The organism is Paenarthrobacter sp. NPDC092416 (assembly GCF_044755025.1).
In the GTDB taxonomy this organism is placed as follows: domain Bacteria; phylum Actinomycetota; class Actinomycetes; order Actinomycetales; family Micrococcaceae; genus Arthrobacter.
This window is the reverse complement of the sequence record NZ_JBIVQG010000006.1, coordinates 277,120-297,183: the sequence shown is the minus strand read 5'-3', so window position 1 is coordinate 297,183 and position 20,064 is coordinate 277,120. Positions and strand designations below refer to the sequence as shown.

The 20,064-nt window shown below is 63.5% G+C and carries 22 protein-coding genes; 13 read left to right on the top strand and 9 right to left on the bottom strand.

Annotation, left to right across the window (positions count from 1 at the left end):
* The first annotated feature begins 6 nt into the window (after positions 1 to 6).
* From tal to ACIQC5_RS13855, 8 genes are all read left to right on the top strand, one after another.
* On the top strand, positions 7 to 1,125 hold the full coding sequence (gene tal / locus ACIQC5_RS13890) for a transaldolase (RefSeq protein WP_400283192.1): 1,119 nt from the start codon (positions 7 to 9) through the stop codon (positions 1,123 to 1,125).
* A gap of 122 nt (positions 1,126 to 1,247) precedes the next feature.
* The gene (gene rpe, locus ACIQC5_RS13885) at positions 1,248 to 1,964 is read left to right on the top strand and encodes a ribulose-phosphate 3-epimerase (RefSeq protein ID WP_400283190.1); all 717 of its coding nucleotides are present in this window, start codon (positions 1,248 to 1,250) and stop codon (positions 1,962 to 1,964) included.
* A 10-nt stretch (positions 1,965 to 1,974) separates the two neighbouring features.
* A complete protein-coding gene (locus tag ACIQC5_RS13880) occupies positions 1,975 to 2,448 on the top strand; it encodes a ribose-5-phosphate isomerase (RefSeq protein ID WP_400283186.1) in 474 nt (157 codons plus the stop codon).
* Between the two features lie 37 nt (positions 2,449 to 2,485).
* Positions 2,486 to 3,505: a class II fructose-bisphosphate aldolase gene (gene fbaA / locus ACIQC5_RS13875; protein ID WP_400283183.1), complete on the top strand. Its 1,020-nt coding sequence runs from the start codon at positions 2,486 to 2,488 to the stop codon at positions 3,503 to 3,505.
* 80 nt (positions 3,506 to 3,585) lie between these two features.
* Positions 3,586 to 4,185, top strand: a complete 600-nt coding sequence (locus ACIQC5_RS13870) for a hypothetical protein (protein WP_400283181.1) — start codon at positions 3,586 to 3,588, stop codon at positions 4,183 to 4,185.
* A gap of 126 nt (positions 4,186 to 4,311) precedes the next feature.
* Positions 4,312 to 5,061 (top strand): YcnI family protein, encoded by a 750-nt coding sequence (locus ACIQC5_RS13865; protein ID WP_400283178.1) that lies wholly within the window; start codon positions 4,312 to 4,314, stop codon positions 5,059 to 5,061.
* Between the two features lie 136 nt (positions 5,062 to 5,197).
* Positions 5,198 to 6,382: a PepSY-associated TM helix domain-containing protein gene (locus ACIQC5_RS13860; RefSeq protein WP_400283175.1), complete on the top strand. Its 1,185-nt coding sequence runs from the start codon at positions 5,198 to 5,200 to the stop codon at positions 6,380 to 6,382.
* A 126-nt stretch (positions 6,383 to 6,508) separates the two neighbouring features.
* Entirely contained in the window at positions 6,509 to 6,871 is a 363-nt protein-coding gene (locus ACIQC5_RS13855; RefSeq protein WP_400283172.1) for a cupin domain-containing protein, read from the top strand.
* Between the two features lie 83 nt (positions 6,872 to 6,954).
* On the opposite strand, the gene ACIQC5_RS13850 is transcribed toward ACIQC5_RS13855, so the two are convergent.
* Entirely contained in the window at positions 6,955 to 7,464 is a 510-nt protein-coding gene (locus ACIQC5_RS13850; RefSeq protein ID WP_400283169.1) for a methyltransferase family protein, read from the bottom strand.
* 176 nt (positions 7,465 to 7,640) lie between these two features.
* On the opposite strand from ACIQC5_RS13850, the gene ACIQC5_RS13845 reads away from it, so the two are divergent.
* The 4 genes from ACIQC5_RS13845 to ACIQC5_RS13830 all read left to right on the top strand — a co-directional run bounded on the left by ACIQC5_RS13845 (position 7,641) and on the right by ACIQC5_RS13830 (position 10,445).
* The gene (locus ACIQC5_RS13845; protein WP_400283166.1) at positions 7,641 to 8,318 is read left to right on the top strand and encodes a helix-turn-helix domain-containing protein; all 678 of its coding nucleotides are present in this window, start codon (positions 7,641 to 7,643) and stop codon (positions 8,316 to 8,318) included.
* Positions 8,308 to 9,030 (top strand): hypothetical protein, encoded by a 723-nt coding sequence (locus tag ACIQC5_RS13840; protein WP_400283164.1) that lies wholly within the window; start codon positions 8,308 to 8,310, stop codon positions 9,028 to 9,030. The genes ACIQC5_RS13845 and ACIQC5_RS13840 overlap by 11 nt, the downstream gene beginning before the upstream one ends.
* 70 nt (positions 9,031 to 9,100) lie before the next feature.
* On the top strand, positions 9,101 to 10,039 hold the full coding sequence (locus ACIQC5_RS13835) for an alpha/beta fold hydrolase (protein ID WP_400283161.1): 939 nt from the start codon (positions 9,101 to 9,103) through the stop codon (positions 10,037 to 10,039).
* Entirely contained in the window at positions 9,999 to 10,445 is a 447-nt protein-coding gene (locus tag ACIQC5_RS13830) for a dihydrofolate reductase family protein (RefSeq protein ID WP_400283158.1), read from the top strand. Before ACIQC5_RS13835 ends, ACIQC5_RS13830 begins: the two co-directional genes overlap by 41 nt.
* 94 nt (positions 10,446 to 10,539) lie before the next feature.
* On the opposite strand, the gene ACIQC5_RS13825 is transcribed toward ACIQC5_RS13830, so the two are convergent.
* Genes ACIQC5_RS13825 through ACIQC5_RS13790 form a run of 8 tightly spaced genes read right to left on the bottom strand, consistent with a single transcriptional unit; the run spans position 10,540 to position 18,690 of the window.
* The gene (locus tag ACIQC5_RS13825; RefSeq protein ID WP_400283155.1) at positions 10,540 to 11,388 is read right to left on the bottom strand and encodes a lysostaphin resistance A-like protein; all 849 of its coding nucleotides are present in this window, start codon (positions 11,386 to 11,388) and stop codon (positions 10,540 to 10,542) included.
* A 40-nt stretch (positions 11,389 to 11,428) separates the two neighbouring features.
* Positions 11,429 to 12,220, bottom strand: coding sequence for a glucosamine-6-phosphate deaminase (locus ACIQC5_RS13820; protein ID WP_400283152.1), 792 nt, complete (start codon positions 12,218 to 12,220; stop codon positions 11,429 to 11,431).
* 17 nt (positions 12,221 to 12,237) lie between these two features.
* Positions 12,238 to 13,167, bottom strand: a complete 930-nt coding sequence (locus tag ACIQC5_RS13815) for a Gfo/Idh/MocA family protein (RefSeq protein ID WP_400283150.1) — start codon at positions 13,165 to 13,167, stop codon at positions 12,238 to 12,240.
* Positions 13,164 to 14,027 (bottom strand): carbohydrate ABC transporter permease, encoded by an 864-nt coding sequence (locus ACIQC5_RS13810; protein ID WP_400283147.1) that lies wholly within the window; start codon positions 14,025 to 14,027, stop codon positions 13,164 to 13,166. The genes ACIQC5_RS13815 and ACIQC5_RS13810 overlap by 4 nt, the downstream gene beginning before the upstream one ends.
* Positions 14,024 to 14,974 carry a carbohydrate ABC transporter permease gene (locus tag ACIQC5_RS13805; RefSeq protein ID WP_400283144.1) on the bottom strand — a complete coding sequence of 317 codons (951 nt, stop codon included), beginning with the start codon at positions 14,972 to 14,974 and terminating at the stop codon, positions 14,024 to 14,026. Before ACIQC5_RS13805 ends, ACIQC5_RS13810 begins: the two co-directional genes overlap by 4 nt.
* A gap of 25 nt (positions 14,975 to 14,999) precedes the next feature.
* The gene (locus ACIQC5_RS13800) at positions 15,000 to 16,286 is read right to left on the bottom strand and encodes an extracellular solute-binding protein (protein WP_400283142.1); all 1,287 of its coding nucleotides are present in this window, start codon (positions 16,284 to 16,286) and stop codon (positions 15,000 to 15,002) included.
* A 5-nt stretch (positions 16,287 to 16,291) separates the two neighbouring features.
* On the bottom strand, positions 16,292 to 17,638 hold the full coding sequence (locus tag ACIQC5_RS13795; protein ID WP_400283140.1) for a sulfatase: 1,347 nt from the start codon (positions 17,636 to 17,638) through the stop codon (positions 16,292 to 16,294).
* A 5-nt stretch (positions 17,639 to 17,643) separates the two neighbouring features.
* Positions 17,644 to 18,690 carry a hydroxyacid dehydrogenase gene (locus tag ACIQC5_RS13790; RefSeq protein WP_400283138.1) on the bottom strand — a complete coding sequence of 349 codons (1,047 nt, stop codon included), beginning with the start codon at positions 18,688 to 18,690 and terminating at the stop codon, positions 17,644 to 17,646.
* A 131-nt stretch (positions 18,691 to 18,821) separates the two neighbouring features.
* Here ACIQC5_RS13790 and ACIQC5_RS13785 point away from each other — a divergent pair, with 131 nt between their 5' ends.
* Positions 18,822 to 19,994, top strand: coding sequence for an ROK family protein (locus ACIQC5_RS13785; RefSeq protein ID WP_400283135.1), 1,173 nt, complete (start codon positions 18,822 to 18,824; stop codon positions 19,992 to 19,994).
* Positions 19,995 to 20,064 lie beyond the last annotated feature (70 nt).

Genomic DNA, 20,064 nt, shown 5'->3' with positions numbered 1-20,064 from the left:
AATAACGTGTCTACTACTCCCACCGCACGGCTTTCCGCCGCAGGCGTTTCCATCTGGTTGGATGACCTTTCCCGCGAGCGGCTGTCCAGCGGCAGCCTGCAAAGGCTCATCGACGAAAAGAACGTTGTAGGTGTGACCACCAACCCGTCCATTTTCCAAGCCGCCATCACCTCCGGTAAGGACTACGAGGCCAAGATCGCCGAGCTCGCCGCGGCCGGCGCGAGCGTTGAGGAGACGATTTTCGAGATCACTACTGCCGACGTCGCCGACGCCTGCGACCTGTTCGCTCCGATCGCCGCCGCAACCAATGGTGTGGACGGCCGGGTCTCCATTGAGGTGGACCCCCGCCTGGCGTGGGACACCGAGGGCACCATCGCTGAAGCCAAGCGCCTCTACAAGAAGGTGGACAAGGAGAACGTCCTCATCAAGATTCCGGCAACGTTGGAAGGCCTGGCCGCCATCACGGCAACCTTGGCCGAGGGCATCAGCGTCAACGTGACGCTGATCTTCTCCTTGGAACGCTACCGGGCCGTCATCAACGCCTTCCAGACGGGTCTGAAATTGGCCAAGGAGAACGGCCACGACCTCTCCAGGATCCACTCCGTGGCATCGTTCTTCGTCTCCCGCGTGGACACCGAAATCGACAAACGCCTCAACGCAATCGGTACCGCCGATGCCAAGGCCCTCAAGGGCAAAGCCGGCGTGGCAAACGCCCGTTTGGCATACCAGGTCTACGAAGAGCTGTTCTCCACCGAGCGCTGGGCTGTCCTGGCCGCAGCCGGAGCGCGCCCACAGCGTCCCCTGTGGGCTTCCACCGGCGTGAAGGACCCGGCCCTTCCGGACACCCTCTACGTCACCGAGCTGGCGGCCGCTGGGCTGGTCAACACCATGCCGGAGAAGACGCTCGATGCCACGTTCGACCACGGCGTAGTCACCGGCGACACCATCACCGGCACCTACGACGAAGCCGCCCACGTCCTTAAAGCCATCAAGGCCCAGGGCATCTCCTACGCCCTGGTCGTTTCCATCCTTGAGTCCGAAGGCCTGGACAAGTTCGTGGCCAGCTGGAAGGAACTCCTGGCCGACGTCGAAGGCGTCCTCGCCGCCGCGCGGAAGGCGGCCTAACCCGCCGAGTGTCCACTTCGGTGCCGCTGAGCCCGGCACCTGACTCGGCCGCGTGGAGACCCCTCTTCGGGGTCTCCACGCCCCTCAATTGCAAGCTCTGACCGTTCCGAAAGGCGGACATCATGTCAGCTTCACCCCTGAATTGCTGTATCAACCCCAGCATCCTCTCGGCCGACTTCGCCAACCTCGAAGCAGAGTTGGCCCGCATCAGCAACGCCGATGCCGTGCACGTGGATGTCATGGATAACCACTTTGTGCCGAACCTGACCATTGGTCTGCCTGTCGTGGAGCGGCTGCAGAAGGTCAGCCCCGTGCCGCTGGACGCCCACTTGATGATTGCCGACGCCGACCGTTGGGCACCGCTGTTCGCCGACGCCGGGCTGGCTTCGGTCACCTTCCACGTGGAGGCGGCGATGGCGCCCATCAAGCTCGCCCGTGAGCTCCGCGCACGCGGTTCGCAGGCCGGCATGGCCCTGCGACCTGCTACCCCGGTGGAGCCGTACCTGGACATGCTGCCCGAGTTGGACATGCTGTTGCTCATGACAGTGGAGCCGGGCTTCGGCGGCCAGGCCTTCCTGGACGTTGTCCTGCCTAAGATCCGGCGGGCACGCGAAGCCGTGGAGGGTTCAGGGGTGAATGTCGCCATCCAGGTGGACGGCGGCATCACGGAGGAAACCATCATCCGCGCAGCTGAGGCAGGGGCCAACGTCTTTGTGGCTGGCTCGGCCGTCTACGGCAAGCCGTCGCCCGCCGATGCCATTGAATCCCTGCGGGCAAACGGCCAACTCGCCTTCGCCCGAACACAAAACCTTAACCACCCTGCACTGCAGAAAGCCTGAAGGAACACTCATGCGCGTTCACATCGCAACCGACCACGCCGGGCTGGAACTTAGCTCGCACCTCATCACGGCACTCACAGCAAGCGGCTACGAGATGGTTGATCACGGGCCCACGTCCTATGACCCGGACGACGACTACCCGTCGTTCTGCATTAAGGCGGCCACCGCCGTCGTCAATGACCATGCCGCAGGCGTGGATGCTTTGGGAATCGTGCTGGGAGGCTCCGGCAACGGCGAGCAGATCGCCGCGAACAAGGTCAAAGGTGTACGCGCCGCGTTGGCCTGGAACCTGGACACGGCAGTGCTGGCTCGTCAGCACAACGATGCCAACGTGGTTGCTGTTGGCGGACGCCAGCACACCGTTGAGGAAGCCACAGAGCTGATTCGGGCATTCCTTGCCGAGCCGTTCACCAAGGCCGAACGTCACGAACGCCGGATCGGCAAAATCGCAACCTACGAAACCACCGGCGTAGTCGCCGACTAACTCTGCGGTCCCGCAAAAGCCCAGCATAGGAGTCACCATGCCCATTGCAACCCCAGAGATTTACTCCGAGATGATCGACCGTGCGAAGGCTGGCGGATTCGCTTTCCCCGCGGTCAACGTGACGTCGTCGCAGACTCTGAACGCTGCGATCCGCGGTTTCGCCGAGGCCGAATCCGACGGCATCATCCAGGTTTCCACCGGTGGCGCGGCCTACTGGTCCGGCGCTTCGGTCAAGGACATGGTTGCCGGTTCCCTCGGTTTCGCCGCGTTCGCCCGCGAAGTTGCCAAGAACTACAACGTCAACATCGCCCTGCACACGGACCACTGCCCGCAGGACAAGCTCGCAGACTTCGTCCTTCCGCTGCTCTCTGCTTCCGAGGAAGCCGTGAAGGCCGGCAAGGACCCGATCTTCAACTCGCACATGTGGGACGGCTCGCACGAGACCCTCTCCGAGAACCTGCGCATCGGCCGCGAACTGCTGGAGCGTGCCGCGGCTGCGAAGATCATCCTCGAGGTCGAAATCGGCACGGTCGGTGGCGAAGAAGACGGTGTTGAGAACGAGATCAACGAGAAGCTTTACACCACTACCGAGGATGCCCTGGCCACGATCGAGGCACTCGGTGCCGGCGAAAACGGCCGCTACCTGACCGCCCTGACCTTCGGGAACGTGCACGGCGTGTACAAGCCGGGCAACGTCAAGCTCCGTCCGGAACTGCTTAAGCAGATCCAGTCCGAGGTTGGCGCGAAGATCGGCAAGGACAACCCGTTCGACCTCGTGTTCCACGGCGGCTCGGGCTCCACGGAGCAGGAAATTGCTGACGCTGTTTCCTATGGTGTGATCAAGATGAACATCGACACCGACACCCAGTACGCGTTCACCCGTCCGGTGGCCGGTCACATGTTCTCCAACTACGACGGCGTCCTGAAGATCGACGGCGAAATGGGCAACAAGAAGACCTATGATCCCCGCGTTTGGGGCGCTTCGGCCGAAGCCGGCATGGCCGCACGCATCGTCGAAGCCGCCCAGCAGCTCGGATCGGTCGGCAAGACCTTCTAATGTCCGACGGGCTTGCTGCAGACGCATAGAATCTGATCGACCTTGCAGACCCTGAAAGCCGGAAAGGAGCACCCATGACCATGAGTGCTTCTTTCCGGCTGCTCCGCACCGGGCTGATCGCTTCCCTCATCATCGGCTTGGCCTCCGGCGGGCACCTCGCCGGAGGCGGGGTACTTCCTGAACCGGCAATTCTCCTGGGGCTTTGTGCCCTTACGGTGCTGCCGGTTTCGATCCTCACAAAGTTTCGTTTGTCGTTTCCCGTGCTGACCGGCCTCCTCGGCGCCGGACAGGCCTGGTTGCACTGGGCTTTCCATTCCTTCTCTGCCGCCGCTCCGGCCGGGGGGACTTCGCCAGCCGGCCACGCACACCACTCCTCCGGCTTGGAGCTCGAAGCCATTGCATCAGGTGTCCCGGCCCAAGCCGCTGCTGATGACTGGCAGATGGTGGCCGCGCACGCGCTGGCGACGGTAATGACCGCAGTGGTTCTGGCCCGCGGTGAACAAGCTCTCTGGTCCGTAGCGGCCTGGCTGCGCCCCTTGATGACGTTGTCCGTACCCTGCACGATCGTGCCCGCGCGGGTCCCAGGTCCGTGCACGGCTCCCATGGTTCTTCCCCGGGACCTGTTGGATCGGCGTATACCTGTACTGCGAGGTCCACCGGCGATGATGCCCGCCGTCTGAGACTTTGCGCATTTCCCGCGTGAACGCCCTTCACTGACTTTCAAGGAACAGACGGCCTGCACGCTTGCCCGGGTAAGACTCCCGGCCAGGTTTCCGACATCCTTTTCTGTGAAAGGCATCCCTGCCATGAAGACCTCAATTCGCCGTACCCTGAAATCTGCCTCCGTTGCCACGTTGGCGGCCGGTATGCTCGCGGCCGGAGCCGCCGCGGCGTCCGCCCACGTCCACGTCGTTCCCGAAGATACGGCAGCTGGCGGCTATACCCACCTGACGTTCAGCGTCCCCAACGAATCTGCCACCGCCAAGACGAACAAGCTCGAAGTGGCCCTCCCCAGCGGCACCCCTTTCAATTCGGTCTCCGTCAAGCCGGTGGAAGGGTGGACCGCGCAGGTGGTTACTGGAGAGCTGCCCACGCCCGTCACAGTTGCCGGCGCGACCGTGACGCAGGCGCCCCGCTCAGTAGTGTGGACGGCCGACGACGCTCACCAGATCGGGCAGCATGAATACCAGACGTTCTCAATTTCCGTGGGGATCCTGCCGGATGCCGGAACCACCCTGATCTTGCCCGCCACCCAGACCTATACGGACGGCACCGTGGTTGCGTGGGACGAGGAAACTGTTGAGGGGCAGGAAGAGCCGAAGCACCCTGCGCCGTCATTCGTCACCACCGCGAAGGACGCCGAAGCAGCAGGTCATCACGCCGCTTCGACCCCAGCCGCGACGCCGGCCCCTGCTTCAGTCACCACGTCCACCGACGGCGGTTCAATGGCAGGCTGGTTCGGCTTGGCCGCGGGACTGATCGGACTCGCAGCCGGTGTCACTGCGTTGACGCGCACGCGTCCGGTGAACTCTGCCGTTCGCGCGAAGGGCAACTAATTCGCCATGACACTTCTGACTCAGGCCCCTGCCGGGGTCGCGGGCTCACCCGAGTCGCCTGCCACCACGCCGCCCGCCGCCCAGCCACCAACCGAACGAGGCTGGTTCCGGGCCTTCCTGCTACGGATCCACTTCTATGCCGGCATTCTTGCGGGAGGACACCACCAGGGTTCTGTTCGCCGATCCGACCCTCGGCGAATCAACCTACCGGACGTTGTTCATTGATCCCGGGACGGCTGAAATTCGCGGGGACCTGCCCACTTATGGCAGTAGCGGCTCCCTCCCCGTCCGAACGTGGATTTCCAACCTCCACCGGTCCTTGAATCTTGGCGAACCGGGCCGCATTTACAGTGAACTCGCGGCCTCGTGGCTGTGGGTTATCGCCGTGGGCGGGCTGCTCTTGTGGATCGAAAGGATCCGGCGCAAACGAGCCGCCAACACGTCTGCAGCTGCCAATACGCGCCCTGTCCGAGGCCGTGCGCGTACGGTTTGGCTGCACGGCACCACCGGCACGGTGATGTTGTTGGCCTTCCTATTCCTTTCCGCCACCGGCCTGACGTGGTCAGCCAGTGCCGGAGCAAACGTCAGCACCCTGCGCACCGCCCTGGACTGGACCACGCCAAGCCTGAAGACCACGCTCACGGGAGAAGCCACGGCCGCTGCTGGAGACCACTCCGGCCACGGCGCCGGCGCGGGCGCCGGCCCCGGTCAAGGAACCGGCAGCACCCTGGAAGGGACCGCCTTTGACCCGGCGATTTTCGACACGGTGGCACGCGCGGCCCGCGCCGACATCGTCACCGCGCCCATGATCGACATCAAACCGTCAGTTAAACCGGGCACCGCGTGGTCGGCCACAGAGGCCGGCAGGGAGTGGCCCGCATCAGCCAGCGCGGTCGCCGTCGATCCGGCCACGGGCCACATCACCAACCGCCTCGACTTCGATGACTTCAACCTCGCCGCGAAGCTGACGCGTTGGGGCATCGCCGCTCACATGGGGTTGCTGTTTGGCCTGCCGAACCAGCTGGTCCTCCTTGGGGTGGCTCTTGCTCTGGCAGCGATGGTGGTGTGGGGGTACGTGATGTGGTGGAAGCGGCGGCCTACCCGGGGTACCGCTTGGGCCGTGGGCCGGCCTGCGCCCCGCGGGGCTTTCCTGCGTGGACACTGGGCTGGTGTGCTGATCGCGATCACGTCCATGGTGGCCCTTGGGCTGTTCCTGCCCCTTCTCGGCTGGAGTTTGTTGGTGTTTGTGGTGGTGGACACGCTCGTGGGCGAGACTCAGCGCCGCCGCCACTTCCGATTCGCATCCCACCAAAAGGGATAGCTCAAAACAGTCCAGATTGGGGGTATTAGCTTTGTGCAAACGACAGGACGATGGATACAAGCCGCGGAACTCACCCACCATGCCGCCGGAATTCGACCGGCGGCATCACCAGAAAGGCAGATCCACATGAGCTTAACTTTCCAACCCAAGGAGCTCTTCGAGACCGACCTGGACAAGTCCCTCCTGGGCCAGCCCTACGCAGACGTGCTCGGCGACGAGATTCGCGTGCGGATGGCCGTTCCCTTCACCAGTGACGATTCCCGGATCGTTTCGGGTGTCTGGGAGGCTGAACCAGGCCTCTCCCGCTGGGAGTTCCTGGAGCGCGGTGAAGTTATCCACGTCCTCGAAGGCCGCATGGTGGTCACTGAGGATGGCCGCGAGCCCGTCACCGTTGAGGCTGGGAACGCTGCAGTCTTCCCCATTGGCTGGCAGGGAACCTGGGAAATCCAGGAACGCATTCGCAAGTTCTTCGTGATCTTCGCGGCCTGATCCCACTCTGACTCCACGGGTCACCTTCACAACGCAAACGACGGCGGGAACTTCCCGCCGTCGTTTGCGTGCGTGGGTTGTCCTCACCCCCGCCACGGTGTGAGCCGCGGCCACCATCCAGGGACGTTTCGCCGGTATTCGAGGTACTGCTTGCCGTAGGTCGCGGTGAGCGTCGGTTCCTCGTAGCCCTTGACGAACGCGACCACCGCGGCGAGGGCGATCAGTGCATAAAGCGCCAGCCACCAACTGCCGAACAGCAGCGCCTGGCCAAGGATGATGGTGAGCACTGCGAGGTACATCGGGTTGCGCACGTAACGGTACACGCCTGTCACCACGAGTGTTTGGGTCGGGGCCACCGGCGCGGGAGTTCCGCGGTGGAGGGCGAAGAGTGCGAAGGCGTGTAAGAGGAAAGCCGCCCCCACAGTGATGGCAATCCAGCCGATCAGCATAACGATCCAGGCCGCGCCGCTCCAGTCATAGGAGCGCCAGCCGGAGATAAGCCAGGGGATGAGGCCAGCGACAACGCCTGGCGCGAGGAAGAGGAATACGATCGTCCCGATCCAAGCGCGTGCGGGCGAGGTTGCGTGGGCCATACCCGCCAGACTGTGGTGTGTCTCCTGGCGTTGTCAACCAGAAGCCAACCGCCCGGAGAACCGCCCATTCGCCTCAAGATTTCATATTCATGGCGCTATCGCTACGAATCTGAAATCTTGACCAGAACATAACGCCGGGGATTACACATTCATAGCGTTTCCGATATGATTATGAAATGGCATTGAGCATTCCTGAGCTGGCCAAGCGCCTCGACGTCAATGAGAGCCGCGCCCGCCTTTTGGTCCAATCCGGCCGGATCCGCGGCCTGCGGGTCGGCGGTCGCTGGATCGTAGACGAAGCCGACGCCGCACAATTCCGACGGGGCACACCCGCAGGGCGACCGTTGTCCGAGCGAAGTGCGTGGCTGCTCATCACACATCTTTGGGTCGACAGCAAACCCTCCCTCGGCTTTGAAATGTCCCCGGTGGAGAAACACCGCCTTAACCACCGCATCCAGAAGCTTGAGGAGTTCCCGGACAGGCTCGACCTTCTCGCGGCCTGGCTGGTCAATCGCGCTGAGAAGTTCGAGCTCAGTTCCACTCCGGCGGACATCGCAGCTCTGCGGGCCGACCCACGAATTCATCTCTCGGGAGTCTCCCATCCGCAGTCTGGCCTGCTTTCCAACTCGGAAATTGAGGCTTACGTACGACGAGATGACTACGAGGGCTTGGTGAGGGACTGGTTCCTGGTCGAGACCTTCCCCGGTAAGAGGCCGAACGTCATACTTCGGGTTGCCGAGGAAGTCCCGGACGAATTGCCGCTTCTGGTAGTCGCAGCCGACTTGGCGGAACGCCCCGGTACCCGCGAACAACAAGCCGCACGTCAAATCCTAAGGAGTGTCCGTGCCGATTGAACTTCCCCCAATGTTCGCCGAACAGCAGGAAGCCTGGCGGGCTGTCTTCGAAATCCATAGTGCGATGCCTGAGGGCTGGGTCTTGGTCGGCGGGCAGGCCGTCTTCCTTCACGCAGTCGAGCGCGGTGCACCGTTCGTGCGACCTACCAAAGACGCCGACATCGCCTTGGACATCCGCGCTTACCCAACAATGCTCTACGCCTTCACCGCGCTCCTCGTCAGGCTCGGTTTCGAATCCGCCGGAGAATCCATGGAGGGCTACCAGCATCGCTGGCATCGAGGTGAGGCTGTAGTGGATGTGCTCATCCCACGCCATCTGGGTGAACGTGCCGAGAGCCGACGCGGCGTGACCGGCGGGACCACGATTGCCGCTCCAGCGAGCCAGCAGGCGCTCGACCGCTCGGAGATGATCCAAGTTCAGGCCGGCTCAGCGTCCGGCAGCGTCAACCGATCCACGATCCTTGGCAGCCTCATCGGCAAGGCGGGAGCCCTCAGCATCATCAACGACCCCCTACGGCAGCGACACATTGACGACTTCCTTACCCTGGCCTCTGTCGTCCAGGCCTCGGACCTTCGTGGTGTCACATACAAACGCGCTGAACGCGACCACTTGGCAAACATGCTTGGCCACCTTGCCAATGAGCCGGAGCTGATGGAGCAGGTACCCGAAGGGGCCGAAGGCTTGGCGCGTCTGCGCATCTCGCTGAACTAGGTTCCCGTCCACATCCCGGACAACGAACCCGGGACCTTAGGAAACACCTGCTGGTTGTATTCCTCCGACCATGCGAGGAGTCCAGAAGACCTCCCGCCAACATTGCGGCCGGACTAGGCTGATCCGCAACGACGAACGTCGCGAACTCCAAGCGGAGGACAAGCTGATGGACCACGGAATTGCTGCAGCCCCCGAAACAGGGTACGCGCACGTCAATGGACTGCGGATGTACTACGAGTTGCATGGTGCCGGCGGAACGCCGCTGCTGCTCCTGCACGGCGGACTCTTCGATATCGAGCAGCAATTTGGCGCGTTGCTTCCTGGCTTGTCGGCGGGTCGCCGGGTCATCGCCGCGGACTTCCAGGGGCATGGACGAACCAACGACACCGAACGGCCGCTGAACACCCCCAGCCTCGCCTCGGACGTCATTGGCTTGCTGGAACACCTGGGCGTTACGGAGGTGGATGTCTTCGGGTTCAGCGTCGGGGGCGCGGTCGCTTTGCACTTGGCGGTCAACCGCCCGGACCTTGTCCGCAAACTCATCGTCTCGTCAGTGTCGTTCCAGCCGGACGGCGATCGCGGCGGAAACGCTGAAGCCGTCGCGGAAATGACCGTGGATATGATCGCCGGTACTCCGATGGAACAGCGCTACTTGGCGGTCTCTCCGCACCCGGACCACGAGCATCTTCAGGGGCTTTTGACCAAACTCGGAGGCTACGATGCGGGCTCAAAGGGCTGGACCGATGACGAGATCCGCGGCATCGCAGCCCCGACGCTGATCACGGTGGGCGACTGCGACATGGTCAAGCTCGAACACGCCGTCCGGTTCCTGCAGTTGCGCGGAGGAGACGTGAACGGCGATTTTGACGGTGTGCCCGCCTCCCAGCTCGCAGTCTTTCCCGGCACGACACATTTCTTCGGGCTCGCGCGGACCGGCCTGGTGCAGGATGTCGTGACGACTTTTCTGGATGCTCCGACGCCTTCCGGCTGGCAGGACCAGCGGCCCTGACGCGTTCGACCTTCCAAGCTCCACCGAAGCCGTCCTCGCATCCCGCGAAGACGTGCCTTTCGACACCGCCGTTCCGCTCTTTTCGTTCGGGGCCTGGGCGGGCACCACGGCTTTGCCCGATGTGGCGGAGGTTGCGGGGCTGAAGGACCGGTTCAACGACATCCATGTCATCGGCAGCGGCGACCTCGCACGGTCCCTGCTCGAGGCCGACCTCGTGGACAGGCTCAACCTCTTTCTGTACCCGCTCACGTTTGGGTCGGGCAAGCGCCTGTTCGCCGACGGCTCCGGAGTACCCGCGGCCTTCCGCTTGGCGCAGCCGCCGCAGGGCTTCCCGAAGGGCTCCGTCGCTCTCGTCTACGAGCGCGCGGGCGCCCCGGTCACGGGCATCGATATCAGCCAGGTGTAATGGCTCCCTAAGGGGCGGCGGGAAAAACTGAAGCGTTCGACGGCGGGTGGGAACCCGCCGTCGAACGCGTTTCTTTTGTGGTTAATCGCCTGGGCTAGCTCATCGCTGGTACGGCGAGAGGTTCGCGCTTAGCCCGTCCCCGCACCACAATCAGGGCGATGACTGCAATGAGGATGTAGATCATGTTGGCTGGCGCCGCCAAGCTGACCAGTGGGCTCTGGGGGCCTGCGGCCGCTTGGTCAATGCCGCCGGTGGACAGGAAGAGTGTGGGGTCGTACAAGGCGTGAAGGATGATCGGCCAGATGAGATTGCCCGTGACGCGCATGGTCAGGTACATGCAGATGCCGAATCCAAAAGTGAACCCGACCGTCACTAACACGGTAAAGATGGGCATGCCTGACAGGGCGTTGGCGGAGTGCAGGAGTGCGAAGACCAGGGAAGAGAGCACCATGACAACCCACTCGGACTTTCCTGAATCACGCAGCATTTTCACCACTATGCCGCGTGTGAGGATCTCCTCGGCGAAGCCGACCAACAATCCGGTGAGGAGCGTGACCACCACAACCGAAGCCTGGTAGCTGCCGTAGTTGATGCCCAGGAAACGCAGCACAATGGCAGCAACCAAGAAGAACGGCGCTGCCCACATCCACCAGCTGCCCTTGACCGGCTGGGGTGCGAAGAGTGGCTTGAACCAGCCCACTGAGAACACGAATGCCGCCAGCACTGCACTGCCAATGATGAGGGGCAGCGTTAGGCCGAAGAAGACGCTCTGGGGTGTTCGGAAGATGTCCTCGGCCACGATCTGGTCACCACCAACGGCACCCACCACAAGGCCTCCGCCGAGGTAGCACGCCATGTAGAGGGCAGCCAGGAGAACAGCCCGCCACCAACCTCCGCGATCCCAGAATGCTTTCCAACCTGATGTATGGACGGAATGGTCCATGTGAGCCCCCTTGTTGATGTGCGGGACGAGATTGCCCCGCTCAGAAATCTACTTGATCCAGGTCCTGGGCCGCTCGCCAGGCATGCCGGTAGTACTCGATGTTGGCCAACGTGGAAGCAGCCTCTTCATCGATGATGACCGTGGCCCGCGGATGCTGCTGAATCACTGAACCGGGAACTTTGGAGGAGATTGGCCCTTCCAGTGCCGCGGCAACGGCCTGTGCCTTGTTTGCTCCGAAGGCGAGCAGGACCAATTGCCTGGCGCGGAGGATGGTACCCAGGCCTTGGGTGATGCAATGCGTTGGGACCTCCTCAGGGGAGTCGAAGAATCGGGCGTTGTCCTTGCGGGTTTGCGCGGTCAGGGCCTTGATACGCGTTGGGGAGGCCAATGAGGATCCCGGCTCGTTGAAAGCAATGTGCCCGTTGGATCCGATGCCCAGGATCTGGAGGTCGACGCCGCCGGCCTCGGCGATCAACGCCTCGTACTCCGCCCCTGCGCGGGTAATGTCCGCGCCCGTGCCTCGAGGCGTGAACACGTGATCCGGATGCAGTCCCAGCGGCTCAACGACTTCGCGGGTGATCACCGATCGGTAGCTTTCCGGGTGCTGTGGCGGCACGCCGAGGTACTCGTCGAGGGCGAACCCACGCACACCCGAAACATCGATGCCGTCCTCCCTGACTGCTTTTGCCAAGGCCGCATACGTGGACAGCGGGGTTGAACCCGTCGCGAGACCCAACACGGTGGCGGGGTTTGCGATGATCTGCTTTGAGAAGATCGCAGCAGCTACGCTTCCGGCCTCGGTGTGGTCGCGGACGATGATTACTTCTGCCATGTGTTTCCTATCGTGGTCTACCCCTGGTTGGGAGAGAGGGGGATGGGGTGGCCGGTTTCGAGGCTTCGGTTGGCGGCTTCAACAATGGCCACGATGCTGAGGATTTCGGGCAGCGGCACATTCGGCTTCCCGTTGCGGCAGGCGCCGACGATCTCCTCCAGGAGGCCCACCAACATTGGAGGGCCGGCCTCTATGGAGAATTCAGCAGCACCTTCGATGGTCTCGATACGTCCCCGGGTGAAGGGGTTCCACTCGGCGTCGCCCGCCAGGGTTGCCTCACGGCCGTCACCCCATGTGACGGTCACCGACGTCGAACCTTCGGAGTGACGGCCGGCGTCGACCGCTACCTTGGCCGAGGACAATCCCACTGAACCCAACGCCGCAACGGCGAGGTCCACCAGATGGACTCCGTACCAGGCGAGGCCTGGGTGTCCCGGCTGGGTGGGCAACGGGCCAGTCAACGAAACCCGCGTGGCAGGGCCATCCTGCAAGGCTGCACTGAATTCAGGCGTGAACCGCTTCGGTGAGCCAGCCAGTACCAGCGAGCCAGCAGCCGCCGCGGCCGCCAGCATGCTCCGCGCTTCGGCCAGAGTCGGCGCGAAGCGGGTGTCCACGTAGATCGGCTTGCCGAACCGGGCAACCCGCTTGAAGTAGGGCGGGTGAGTCCGAGCATCAGAGGACACGATGAGCAGCGCGTCGCAAGCCTCAGCTACGGCCTCGGGCGTGTCGCACAAGCTGACGCCCAGACCGGCGACCTCGTCCGCGAAACTTTCGATCCGGTCCCGGCTCAGTGGAAAGTCCGACGCCGATTCCCCCTTCCAGGCGTGCGTCACCGTTCCGCCGGGGACCACGCCGTCGAACCCGTTGCCGAAGAGCCGGGTGAAGGAGGGCGCGTGGGGGGAGTCGACGCCGATCAGGCCAAAACGGATGGGCGCAACAGACGTCATCCCTTAACCCCGCTGTGCGTGATACTGGCGACGATGTGCTTCTGCAGGAGGGCGAAAATCACCAAACACGGGATGAAACTGACCAGTGTCGCAGCCATGACGTTGGACGTGGAGGCGGTCTCCGTGTTCAGCGTTGCCAGGCCCACCGTTAACGTCCGGGCGGCATCCGACTGTCCCACAACCAGCGGCCAGAGGAGGTCGTTCCAGTGCCACAGGAAAACGAAGATCGCCAGTGTTGCCAGAACGGGACGGATCAGCGGGAGCACAATCTGCCAGAAGGTCCGCCATTCGCCGGCTCCGTCAATGCGGGCGGCATCGAATAGTTCCTCCGGCATGTCCCGCACGAACTGGCGGATGAGGAAGATCGCCTGGGCGTTGGCCAGGGTGGGTAGGATCAGGCCCCAAAGGGTGTTCACGCCACCCATCTTGGAGATGAGGATGAACGTGGGGATCAGGGTGGCCTGAACAGGCACCATCATGGTGGCGATGATGGCCCACAACAGGGCGTTCCGTCCCGGGAATCTCTTGCGGGCCAGGGCGTAGGCTGCCATGGAAGCGGTGAGCAGAACAACCACCACTGAAACTGCTGAGTACAGGAATGAGTTCCAGAGCCAGAGCGGGAACTCGCCTACGTTGAAGATGCGGACGATGTTGTCGAAGGTCAGCGACGACGGCAGCGCATAGGGCAGAGTCGGGGCGTCCGCGGGCGAGAGCGCCAGGATCGCTACGGCAATGAGGGGCGCAACAGTGAAGAGCGAGATCACTGCCAACACCCAGGTCAGGGTGCGTTGGCGGCGCTTTTCGGTGCTGCGCCGGGCGGGGCGATGACCAACGGCGGGAGCAGGCAGAGCGGCAGTCACTTGGAGTCCTTACCTTCGAAGAAGCGCTGCTGGATGAGCGACAGGATGAGCACGATCGCGAAGAGCACGACGCCGACGGCGGATGCGTAGCCGAAGTCGAAGAACTTGAAGCCTTCGTCGAACAAGAAGTAGATGAGGCTGTGGCTGGCCCGTGCGGGGCCGCCTCCGGTCATCACGTAGATGGTGTCGAAGACCTGGAAACCGACGATCGTCTCGATGACCAGGACAAAGAAGACCACGGGCTTCAGGAGCGGAAGTGTGACGTACCAGAACGATTTCCACGCACCGGCACCGTCGATCCGCGCAGCTTCGTGCACTTCAGCCGGCTGGGCCTTAAGCCCGGCCAGGAAGATCAGCATGGAGTAGCCGAATCCCTTCCACACGGAAACCACAGCAAGGGATAACAGGACCAGCAACTGTGGCCCGGACGTGAAGGGGACCGGCCCCAGACCGAGGCCGCCCAACGCTGCGTTCAGCGGACCGTCCGTGGAAAAGATCCAAGTCCAGATGATGCCGGCCATCACGAACGAGCTGAGGTACGGAATGAATAACAGCGCCCGGAAAGTGCCGGTGAACCTGACCAGTTTGTCCAGGAGCACAGCCCCGGCCAGCGATACGGCGATGATGAACGGAACGAAGATTGCCACGTACAGGAGCGTCACGCGCAGGCTTTGCCAGAAGTTGGGGTCGGCTGCGAGCCGGGTGTAGTTGTCGGCTCCCAGGAATTCGAAGTCACCGTTGAGGCTGTACTCAGTGAGGCTCATTGCTCCAGCCCCGAAGATGGGCAGGAATTTGAAGAGGCCGAAAATGACCAGCGTTGGCAGGACGAACAGGATTCCGGCCATGGCTTCGCTGCGGCCTGCCTTGCGAGGCTTCAAGGGTGCTGGCGGGATCACCGCAGGCTGTCGACTGGCCAGCGTTGTTCTGGGGCGGGTGTTTACGGACATGGGGTAACCAATCGCTGGGGAGGAATCAGGATGCCGAGCGCTGCAGGATGCCGCGGGCTTCCTTCGCGGCACGGTCCAGGGCTTCCTTGGCGGTGACATCGCCACGAAGGGCTGCCTGGATATTCGGTGCAAGGGCGCCCATGACCTGTCGGGCTACCGGGGACGACTCGCCGGGGTTGGCCGATTTCAGTGCCTCGGCCATGGCGATCGAGTCGGCGTCTGTGCCGAGGGCAGCGGCGTCGGGGCGCGTGGGAAGGTTGCCGGCGGCCGCGTTGAGGGCCTTCTGCGACTCAGCCGAGCTCAGGTAGCTCATCACTTTGTACGCGGCTTCCCGGTTCTCCTTCTTGTTGATGGAGGTCAGGGCGAGCAGCCCGGGGTTGCCGTATGTGGCCTGGACCTTGCCTTTCAGCGGCGCGCCCAAGGCAACGTTTTCGGCGCCGAGCGCGGCCCGCATCTGCTTCAGTTCCGGCAGGGAAGTTGTGGCACGCATGGCCGCTTTTCCGGTGGCGATCGGCGCACCTTCAACCTTGGGCCCGTCGGTGGCAGCATCCACGGGGAGTCCGCCGAGCTTCTTGAGGTCCATGAGTAGTTGCAGTGCCGAGACGCCGGCCTCCGAGTCGAACGCGATGTCCTTGGCGTCATCGGTGAACACCGAACCGCCTGCCTGCCACAGCAGGGGATAGAACGACAGGTTCAGGGTTTGTTCGGGGCTGCCGGCGTAATCCATCACGGCAACGCCCTTCTTGGCCAGTACCGGCGCGGCAGTACGCAGGTCATCCCAAGTCTTGGGTAGCGGGACACCCGCATCCGCAAAAATCCTGGTGTTGTAGGCCGTTGTGTTGATGTTCTGGAACAGCGGAACGCCGAACAGTTCGTGGTCGAACGTCGCTGCCTCCAGTGTGCCGGGATAGAAGCTGTCCTTGTCCTGCTCCACGGCCTTGTCCACCGGCAGCAGACCGCGAACGTTGCGGTAGGTGGCGGCCTGGTCGGGCGTAATAAGAACGACGTCGGGTCCCGAGCCAGCGGCCAGCGCCGCCGAGATCTGGGCGTCACGCTTGTCGAACGTCTGGAGTTCGATTGTCAGGTCGATTCCCGGATTGGCTTTCTCGAAGCTGGCTTCAGTGTCCTGCCAGAACTTCTTGCTGGCCGTCTCGTCCTTGATAACGGGGTACATCCAGAGCGTCACCTTGCCGGTGGCCTGGCCGCCGTCGGACGTTGAGGAAGCGGCGGAACCGCACGCGGTGAGCGTCAACGCGGCGGTGACGACGGCGGCTGTTGCCAGAGCGGTGCGGTGCATCTTTCGTGTGAACATGGTGGCTACTTTCGGGTGAGGGTGGCTTCTTGGATGGCGCTAAGGGCGAGCTGGTGTCGGCTGGCTGCTGCGGGGGCGGTGAGGAGGGGATCGCCGCATTCCCGCATCCAGTCGAAGAGGGCAGCCGAAAGATCCAGGAAGATCTCCGACTGGTCCGGATTACCGGCGATGTTGTCCAGTTCCTCGGGGTCAGTTGTGAGGTCGTAGAGTTCCACCGCGGGGCTGGTGCCGATGGTTGGCCCGCCCAGGTCTGCCGGCAGGCTGCGGTGGATCCACGATTGTGTGGGATCCATGGCGCGTGGTGCGTTGGAGAAGTTGACGATCAGTTTGTGCGTGGATGTTCGCGCTGACCGTTTGGGGTCGTAGTACGTGTGGTAGGTGAGCTGGCTGAAACAGTGGCTGCGTGGCGCTTCATCTGTTTCGACCGCAGGCCGCAGGCTGGTGCCGGCCAGGCCGTCGGGAAGCGGCAGCCCGGCCAGATCCAGCAAGGTGGGCAGGACGTCCACGTGACTGACGATGTCCGCCACGCGTCTCCCGGCCCACGCCGTGTTGCTGGGATGGCGAACCATCAGCGCAACGCCCAGCCCGGCGTCGTACAGTGTGCATTTGGCGCGGGGGAGCGCAAGGCCGTGATCGGTGGTGAACACCACCAGCGTCTCGTCCCGCAAGCCGAGGGAATCGAGTTCGGCGAGGATGCTGCCGACGCCCTGATCCATGTGCTTCACGGCGCCCTGCAGCTCGGCGATTTCCTCGCGTGCGCCGTCGTCGTCAACCAAGTGGGCAGGCACGGTGTGTCCCAAAGAGACGTCCGGCTCCACGCCGTCGGCCAGGAAGCCCATGACCCCGGGACGGTCGCGCTCGGACGGTACGCGGTGCGGTTCGGTGAAGCCTACCTGCAGGTAGAAGGGCCGATCGCTGCCGGACATGCGACGCAGCGCGTCGGTTGCGCGACTCACGACGACGTCCCGGGCACCTCCCGTGCGGGCGCGGTCAAACCCGAGCCGGCTGGCCACCACGTCATCGGCCAAAACCCGCGATTCGTGGTGCACACCAACCAGTTCGGTTTGGTAGCCGACAGCTCTCAACCTGGAGGCAATGTGCAGGGACGGCTCCTTGAGATCCCAGCCAAAGGGCTCGTGAGTCAGACCCAAGACCCCATTGGTCTGGGGATACGTGCCGGTGAAGAGAGAGGCACGGGCCGGACTGCAGTGCGGGGCAGTTGCGAAGGCCTGCTCGAAAAGCGAGGATTCGTCAGCCAAGGCATCCAGGTTCGGGGTGGAGACGGTTTCCACTCCGTACGTGCCCAGGAACCGGCCGAGGTCGTGGCAGTGGATCAGGAGGATGTTGCGCATGCTGGCTATCCCATCCTTTCGAGGTCGGTCCGGGAGAGGGCATGTTCCATGGGGTCGCCGCTGATGAAGCGGCGGAGTTCGTCCACTATGATTCCGCCGGCCCGGCGCCTGGAATCCACGGTGGCTCCTCCAAGGTGGGGCGTGAGGAGCGCGTTCGGCAGGGAGCGCCAGGGGTCGTCGGCAGGCAAAGGTTCTTCGTCGAAGACATCCAGCGCAGCATCGATCCGGCCTGAATGAACCTCTTTGTAGAGGGCTTCCATGTCCACGATCGTGGAGCGGGCCGTGTTGATCAACGCGGCACCGTCCGCCAGCAGTGAGAGTTCGGCGGCGCCGATAAGTCCTTCAGTTTCCTTGGTGGCCGGGGCATGGACGGCTACCACATCGCTCGTGGCCATTACATCGTGGAGGGTGGCGGCGCTTGCCGAGAGCGGATCGCCCTTAAGTAGGTACGGATCGTAAACACGGATAACTGCACCAAGTGCCCTGCAGGCGTCGATGTAGCGGCGACCTGTGCGGGATGCGCCCACCACGCCGATCCGGGCACCTGAGATTTCGCGGGCCCGTGGGACGTTCCTGGCGTCTACCCAGGTGACGCCGGTGCGGAGACGGTGATCGAGTTGGTGGACGCGGCGCAGCAGATTCAGTGTGAACGTGAGCGAGAGTTCAGCGACCGCCGGAGCCATCGCTGCGCCGGCCTGGGTGATGGGGATGCCAGTGGCCCAGAAAGCGTCGCTGACCAGCGCGTGCAGAGATGACGCGGCGTGGACAACGCACTTGAGATGCGGAGCGAGGGCGAGGTGCTCGGCGTCGAGCCGCGGGAATCCCCAAGCGGTGATGAACGCATCCTTATCCGCGGCGGCAGCGGCGAAGGCTTCCAAGGTCTGGAGTTCGGCCGGGGCGATTTCAGTGATCTCGCCGAGGTCGTTCAGTGCCTCCCGGATTTCGGGGGAGATGAAGGCCGCCCGTTCCGTGTCCGGGATGCTCAGCAGAATCCTCAGCCGGGGTGTGGTGGGTGGCGAAGGTGTCGATGCAACGCCGTTGTTGTTGTTCATGGGTCGAGATTGCCAGCTGTACTTACTTTTGTCAATGACTAAAGTAAGTACAATGGAAGTGGGAAAGCATCCGGCTGTGGATGCCAGAATGGGGGAGGTCCCATGCGGCGCAACAAGAGGAGCCACGAGCAATGAAGCCACGCGCAGGCAGCAAGGCCCTGATCCGTGAGATCAATGAGGCGCTGGTGCTGGATATCGTCCGCACGCAAGCGCCTGTGTCCCGGGCCAGGATCGCCGTCCAGACCGGGCTGAGCGCGGCCAGTGTGACCGGCATTGCGGGCAAGCTCGTCCACGCCGGATTGCTGGTCGAAACGGAGATCGTGCACGGTACGGGAGGTCGGCCTGCCCGCCTTCTCGAGCTCGGCCGCGAAGGTGTGTTCGCGGCAGGGGTGAGGCTGTCCGCTACAGAGGCGCACGCTGTCGTCGTGGATCTGCGCGGTGAAGCCGTGGCCACGCACAGCGAGCCATTGGCGTCGACTGACCCTGGCGACGCCGCCGCTGCCGCCGCCCGAGCAGTCCGCGCTGCCGCCGGTGGCATGGCGCCGAGGCTGATCGGCATCGGGGTGGCCCTCTCCGGCGTGGTGGACCAAGCCAGCGGCCTTGTGCGGCACAGCGGGGCCATGGACTGGACGGATGTTGCGTTCCAAGGGCTCCTTGAAGACGTCGCTGACCAGCCGGTCATCATCGACAGCTACGTCAACGCCTACGCGCGCGGGCTGCTCTTCGACGGCTCCTTCAAGGGCCGCGAGCTGATCATCTTCAGCGTCGGCACCAGCCTGGGCGCCGCCGTCGTGGTTGAGGGTCGCATCCAGCGCGGCTTCAATGGCTCCGCGGGAGGCTTCGCCCACTCGCGCGCCATCACCGGACCCGAGCCCGCCAGGCCGTGCCACTGCGGCGCCGAAGACTGCTTTGAAACCCGCGGCAGCCTCTGGGGCATGCAGCGGGAACTGGAGCGCAACGGCCACAACCGGGAGGTAAATCCCGACGCCGATTCCAGCCTGATTGCCGACGCCGCCCTCCACTTGGGTATCGGCATGGCGAACACCGCGAAAGTCCTTGGGCCTGAACAAGTTGTGGTCGGCTTCGCTCCAGAAGCCGACCTGGGGAGCTTTGCTGAGCAGACCAAACAGGCGTTTCTGTGTCAGTACGACCACGCGAATACTCCGCCTCCATTGTTTGATACTGCCGTTGCCCACCCCGTTGCGTTAGCCAGGGGAGCTGCGTGCTCGGTGCTGGCAGGACTGTTTACAGCCAGGGAGTCGCAGCCAAGCGACACCGAGGCGGGCGAATCTTTGCCAGCGTGACTGGTCAGCGGTTGTTGTCGTTCTGAGCTTTCGCTCAAAACGACAACAACCGTCAGGTGCAGGGGGTGGG

Bases quoted from the DNA above. Each gene is read 5' to 3' on its own strand.
- rpe (WP_400283190.1), top strand. From the start codon at position 1,248: ATGTCAGCTTCACCCCTGAATTGCTGTATCAACCCCAGCATCCTCTCG.
- ACIQC5_RS13880 (WP_400283186.1), top strand. From the start codon at position 1,975: ATGCGCGTTCACATCGCAACCGACCACGCCGGGCTGGAACTTAGCTCG.
- fbaA (WP_400283183.1), top strand. From the start codon at position 2,486: ATGCCCATTGCAACCCCAGAGATTTACTCCGAGATGATCGACCGTGCG.
- ACIQC5_RS13870 (WP_400283181.1), top strand. From the start codon at position 3,586: ATGAGTGCTTCTTTCCGGCTGCTCCGCACCGGGCTGATCGCTTCCCTC.
- ACIQC5_RS13865 (WP_400283178.1), top strand. From the start codon at position 4,312: ATGAAGACCTCAATTCGCCGTACCCTGAAATCTGCCTCCGTTGCCACG.
- ACIQC5_RS13860 (WP_400283175.1), top strand. From the start codon at position 5,198: ATGCCGGCATTCTTGCGGGAGGACACCACCAGGGTTCTGTTCGCCGAT.
- ACIQC5_RS13855 (WP_400283172.1), top strand. From the start codon at position 6,509: ATGAGCTTAACTTTCCAACCCAAGGAGCTCTTCGAGACCGACCTGGAC.
- ACIQC5_RS13850 (WP_400283169.1), bottom strand. From the start codon at position 7,464: ATGGCCCACGCAACCTCGCCCGCACGCGCTTGGATCGGGACGATCGTA.
- ACIQC5_RS13845 (WP_400283166.1), top strand. From the start codon at position 7,641: ATGGCATTGAGCATTCCTGAGCTGGCCAAGCGCCTCGACGTCAATGAG.
- ACIQC5_RS13835 (WP_400283161.1), top strand. From the start codon at position 9,101: ATGCGAGGAGTCCAGAAGACCTCCCGCCAACATTGCGGCCGGACTAGG.
- ACIQC5_RS13830 (WP_400283158.1), top strand. From the start codon at position 9,999: ATGCTCCGACGCCTTCCGGCTGGCAGGACCAGCGGCCCTGACGCGTTC.
- ACIQC5_RS13825 (WP_400283155.1), bottom strand. From the start codon at position 11,388: ATGGACCATTCCGTCCATACATCAGGTTGGAAAGCATTCTGGGATCGC.
- ACIQC5_RS13820 (WP_400283152.1), bottom strand. From the start codon at position 12,220: ATGGCAGAAGTAATCATCGTCCGCGACCACACCGAGGCCGGAAGCGTA.
- ACIQC5_RS13815 (WP_400283150.1), bottom strand. From the start codon at position 13,167: ATGACGTCTGTTGCGCCCATCCGTTTTGGCCTGATCGGCGTCGACTCC.
- ACIQC5_RS13805 (WP_400283144.1), bottom strand. From the start codon at position 14,974: ATGTCCGTAAACACCCGCCCCAGAACAACGCTGGCCAGTCGACAGCCT.
- ACIQC5_RS13800 (WP_400283142.1), bottom strand. From the start codon at position 16,286: ATGTTCACACGAAAGATGCACCGCACCGCTCTGGCAACAGCCGCCGTC.
- ACIQC5_RS13795 (WP_400283140.1), bottom strand. From the start codon at position 17,638: ATGCGCAACATCCTCCTGATCCACTGCCACGACCTCGGCCGGTTCCTG.
- ACIQC5_RS13790 (WP_400283138.1), bottom strand. From the start codon at position 18,690: ATGAACAACAACAACGGCGTTGCATCGACACCTTCGCCACCCACCACA.
- ACIQC5_RS13785 (WP_400283135.1), top strand. From the start codon at position 18,822: ATGAAGCCACGCGCAGGCAGCAAGGCCCTGATCCGTGAGATCAATGAG.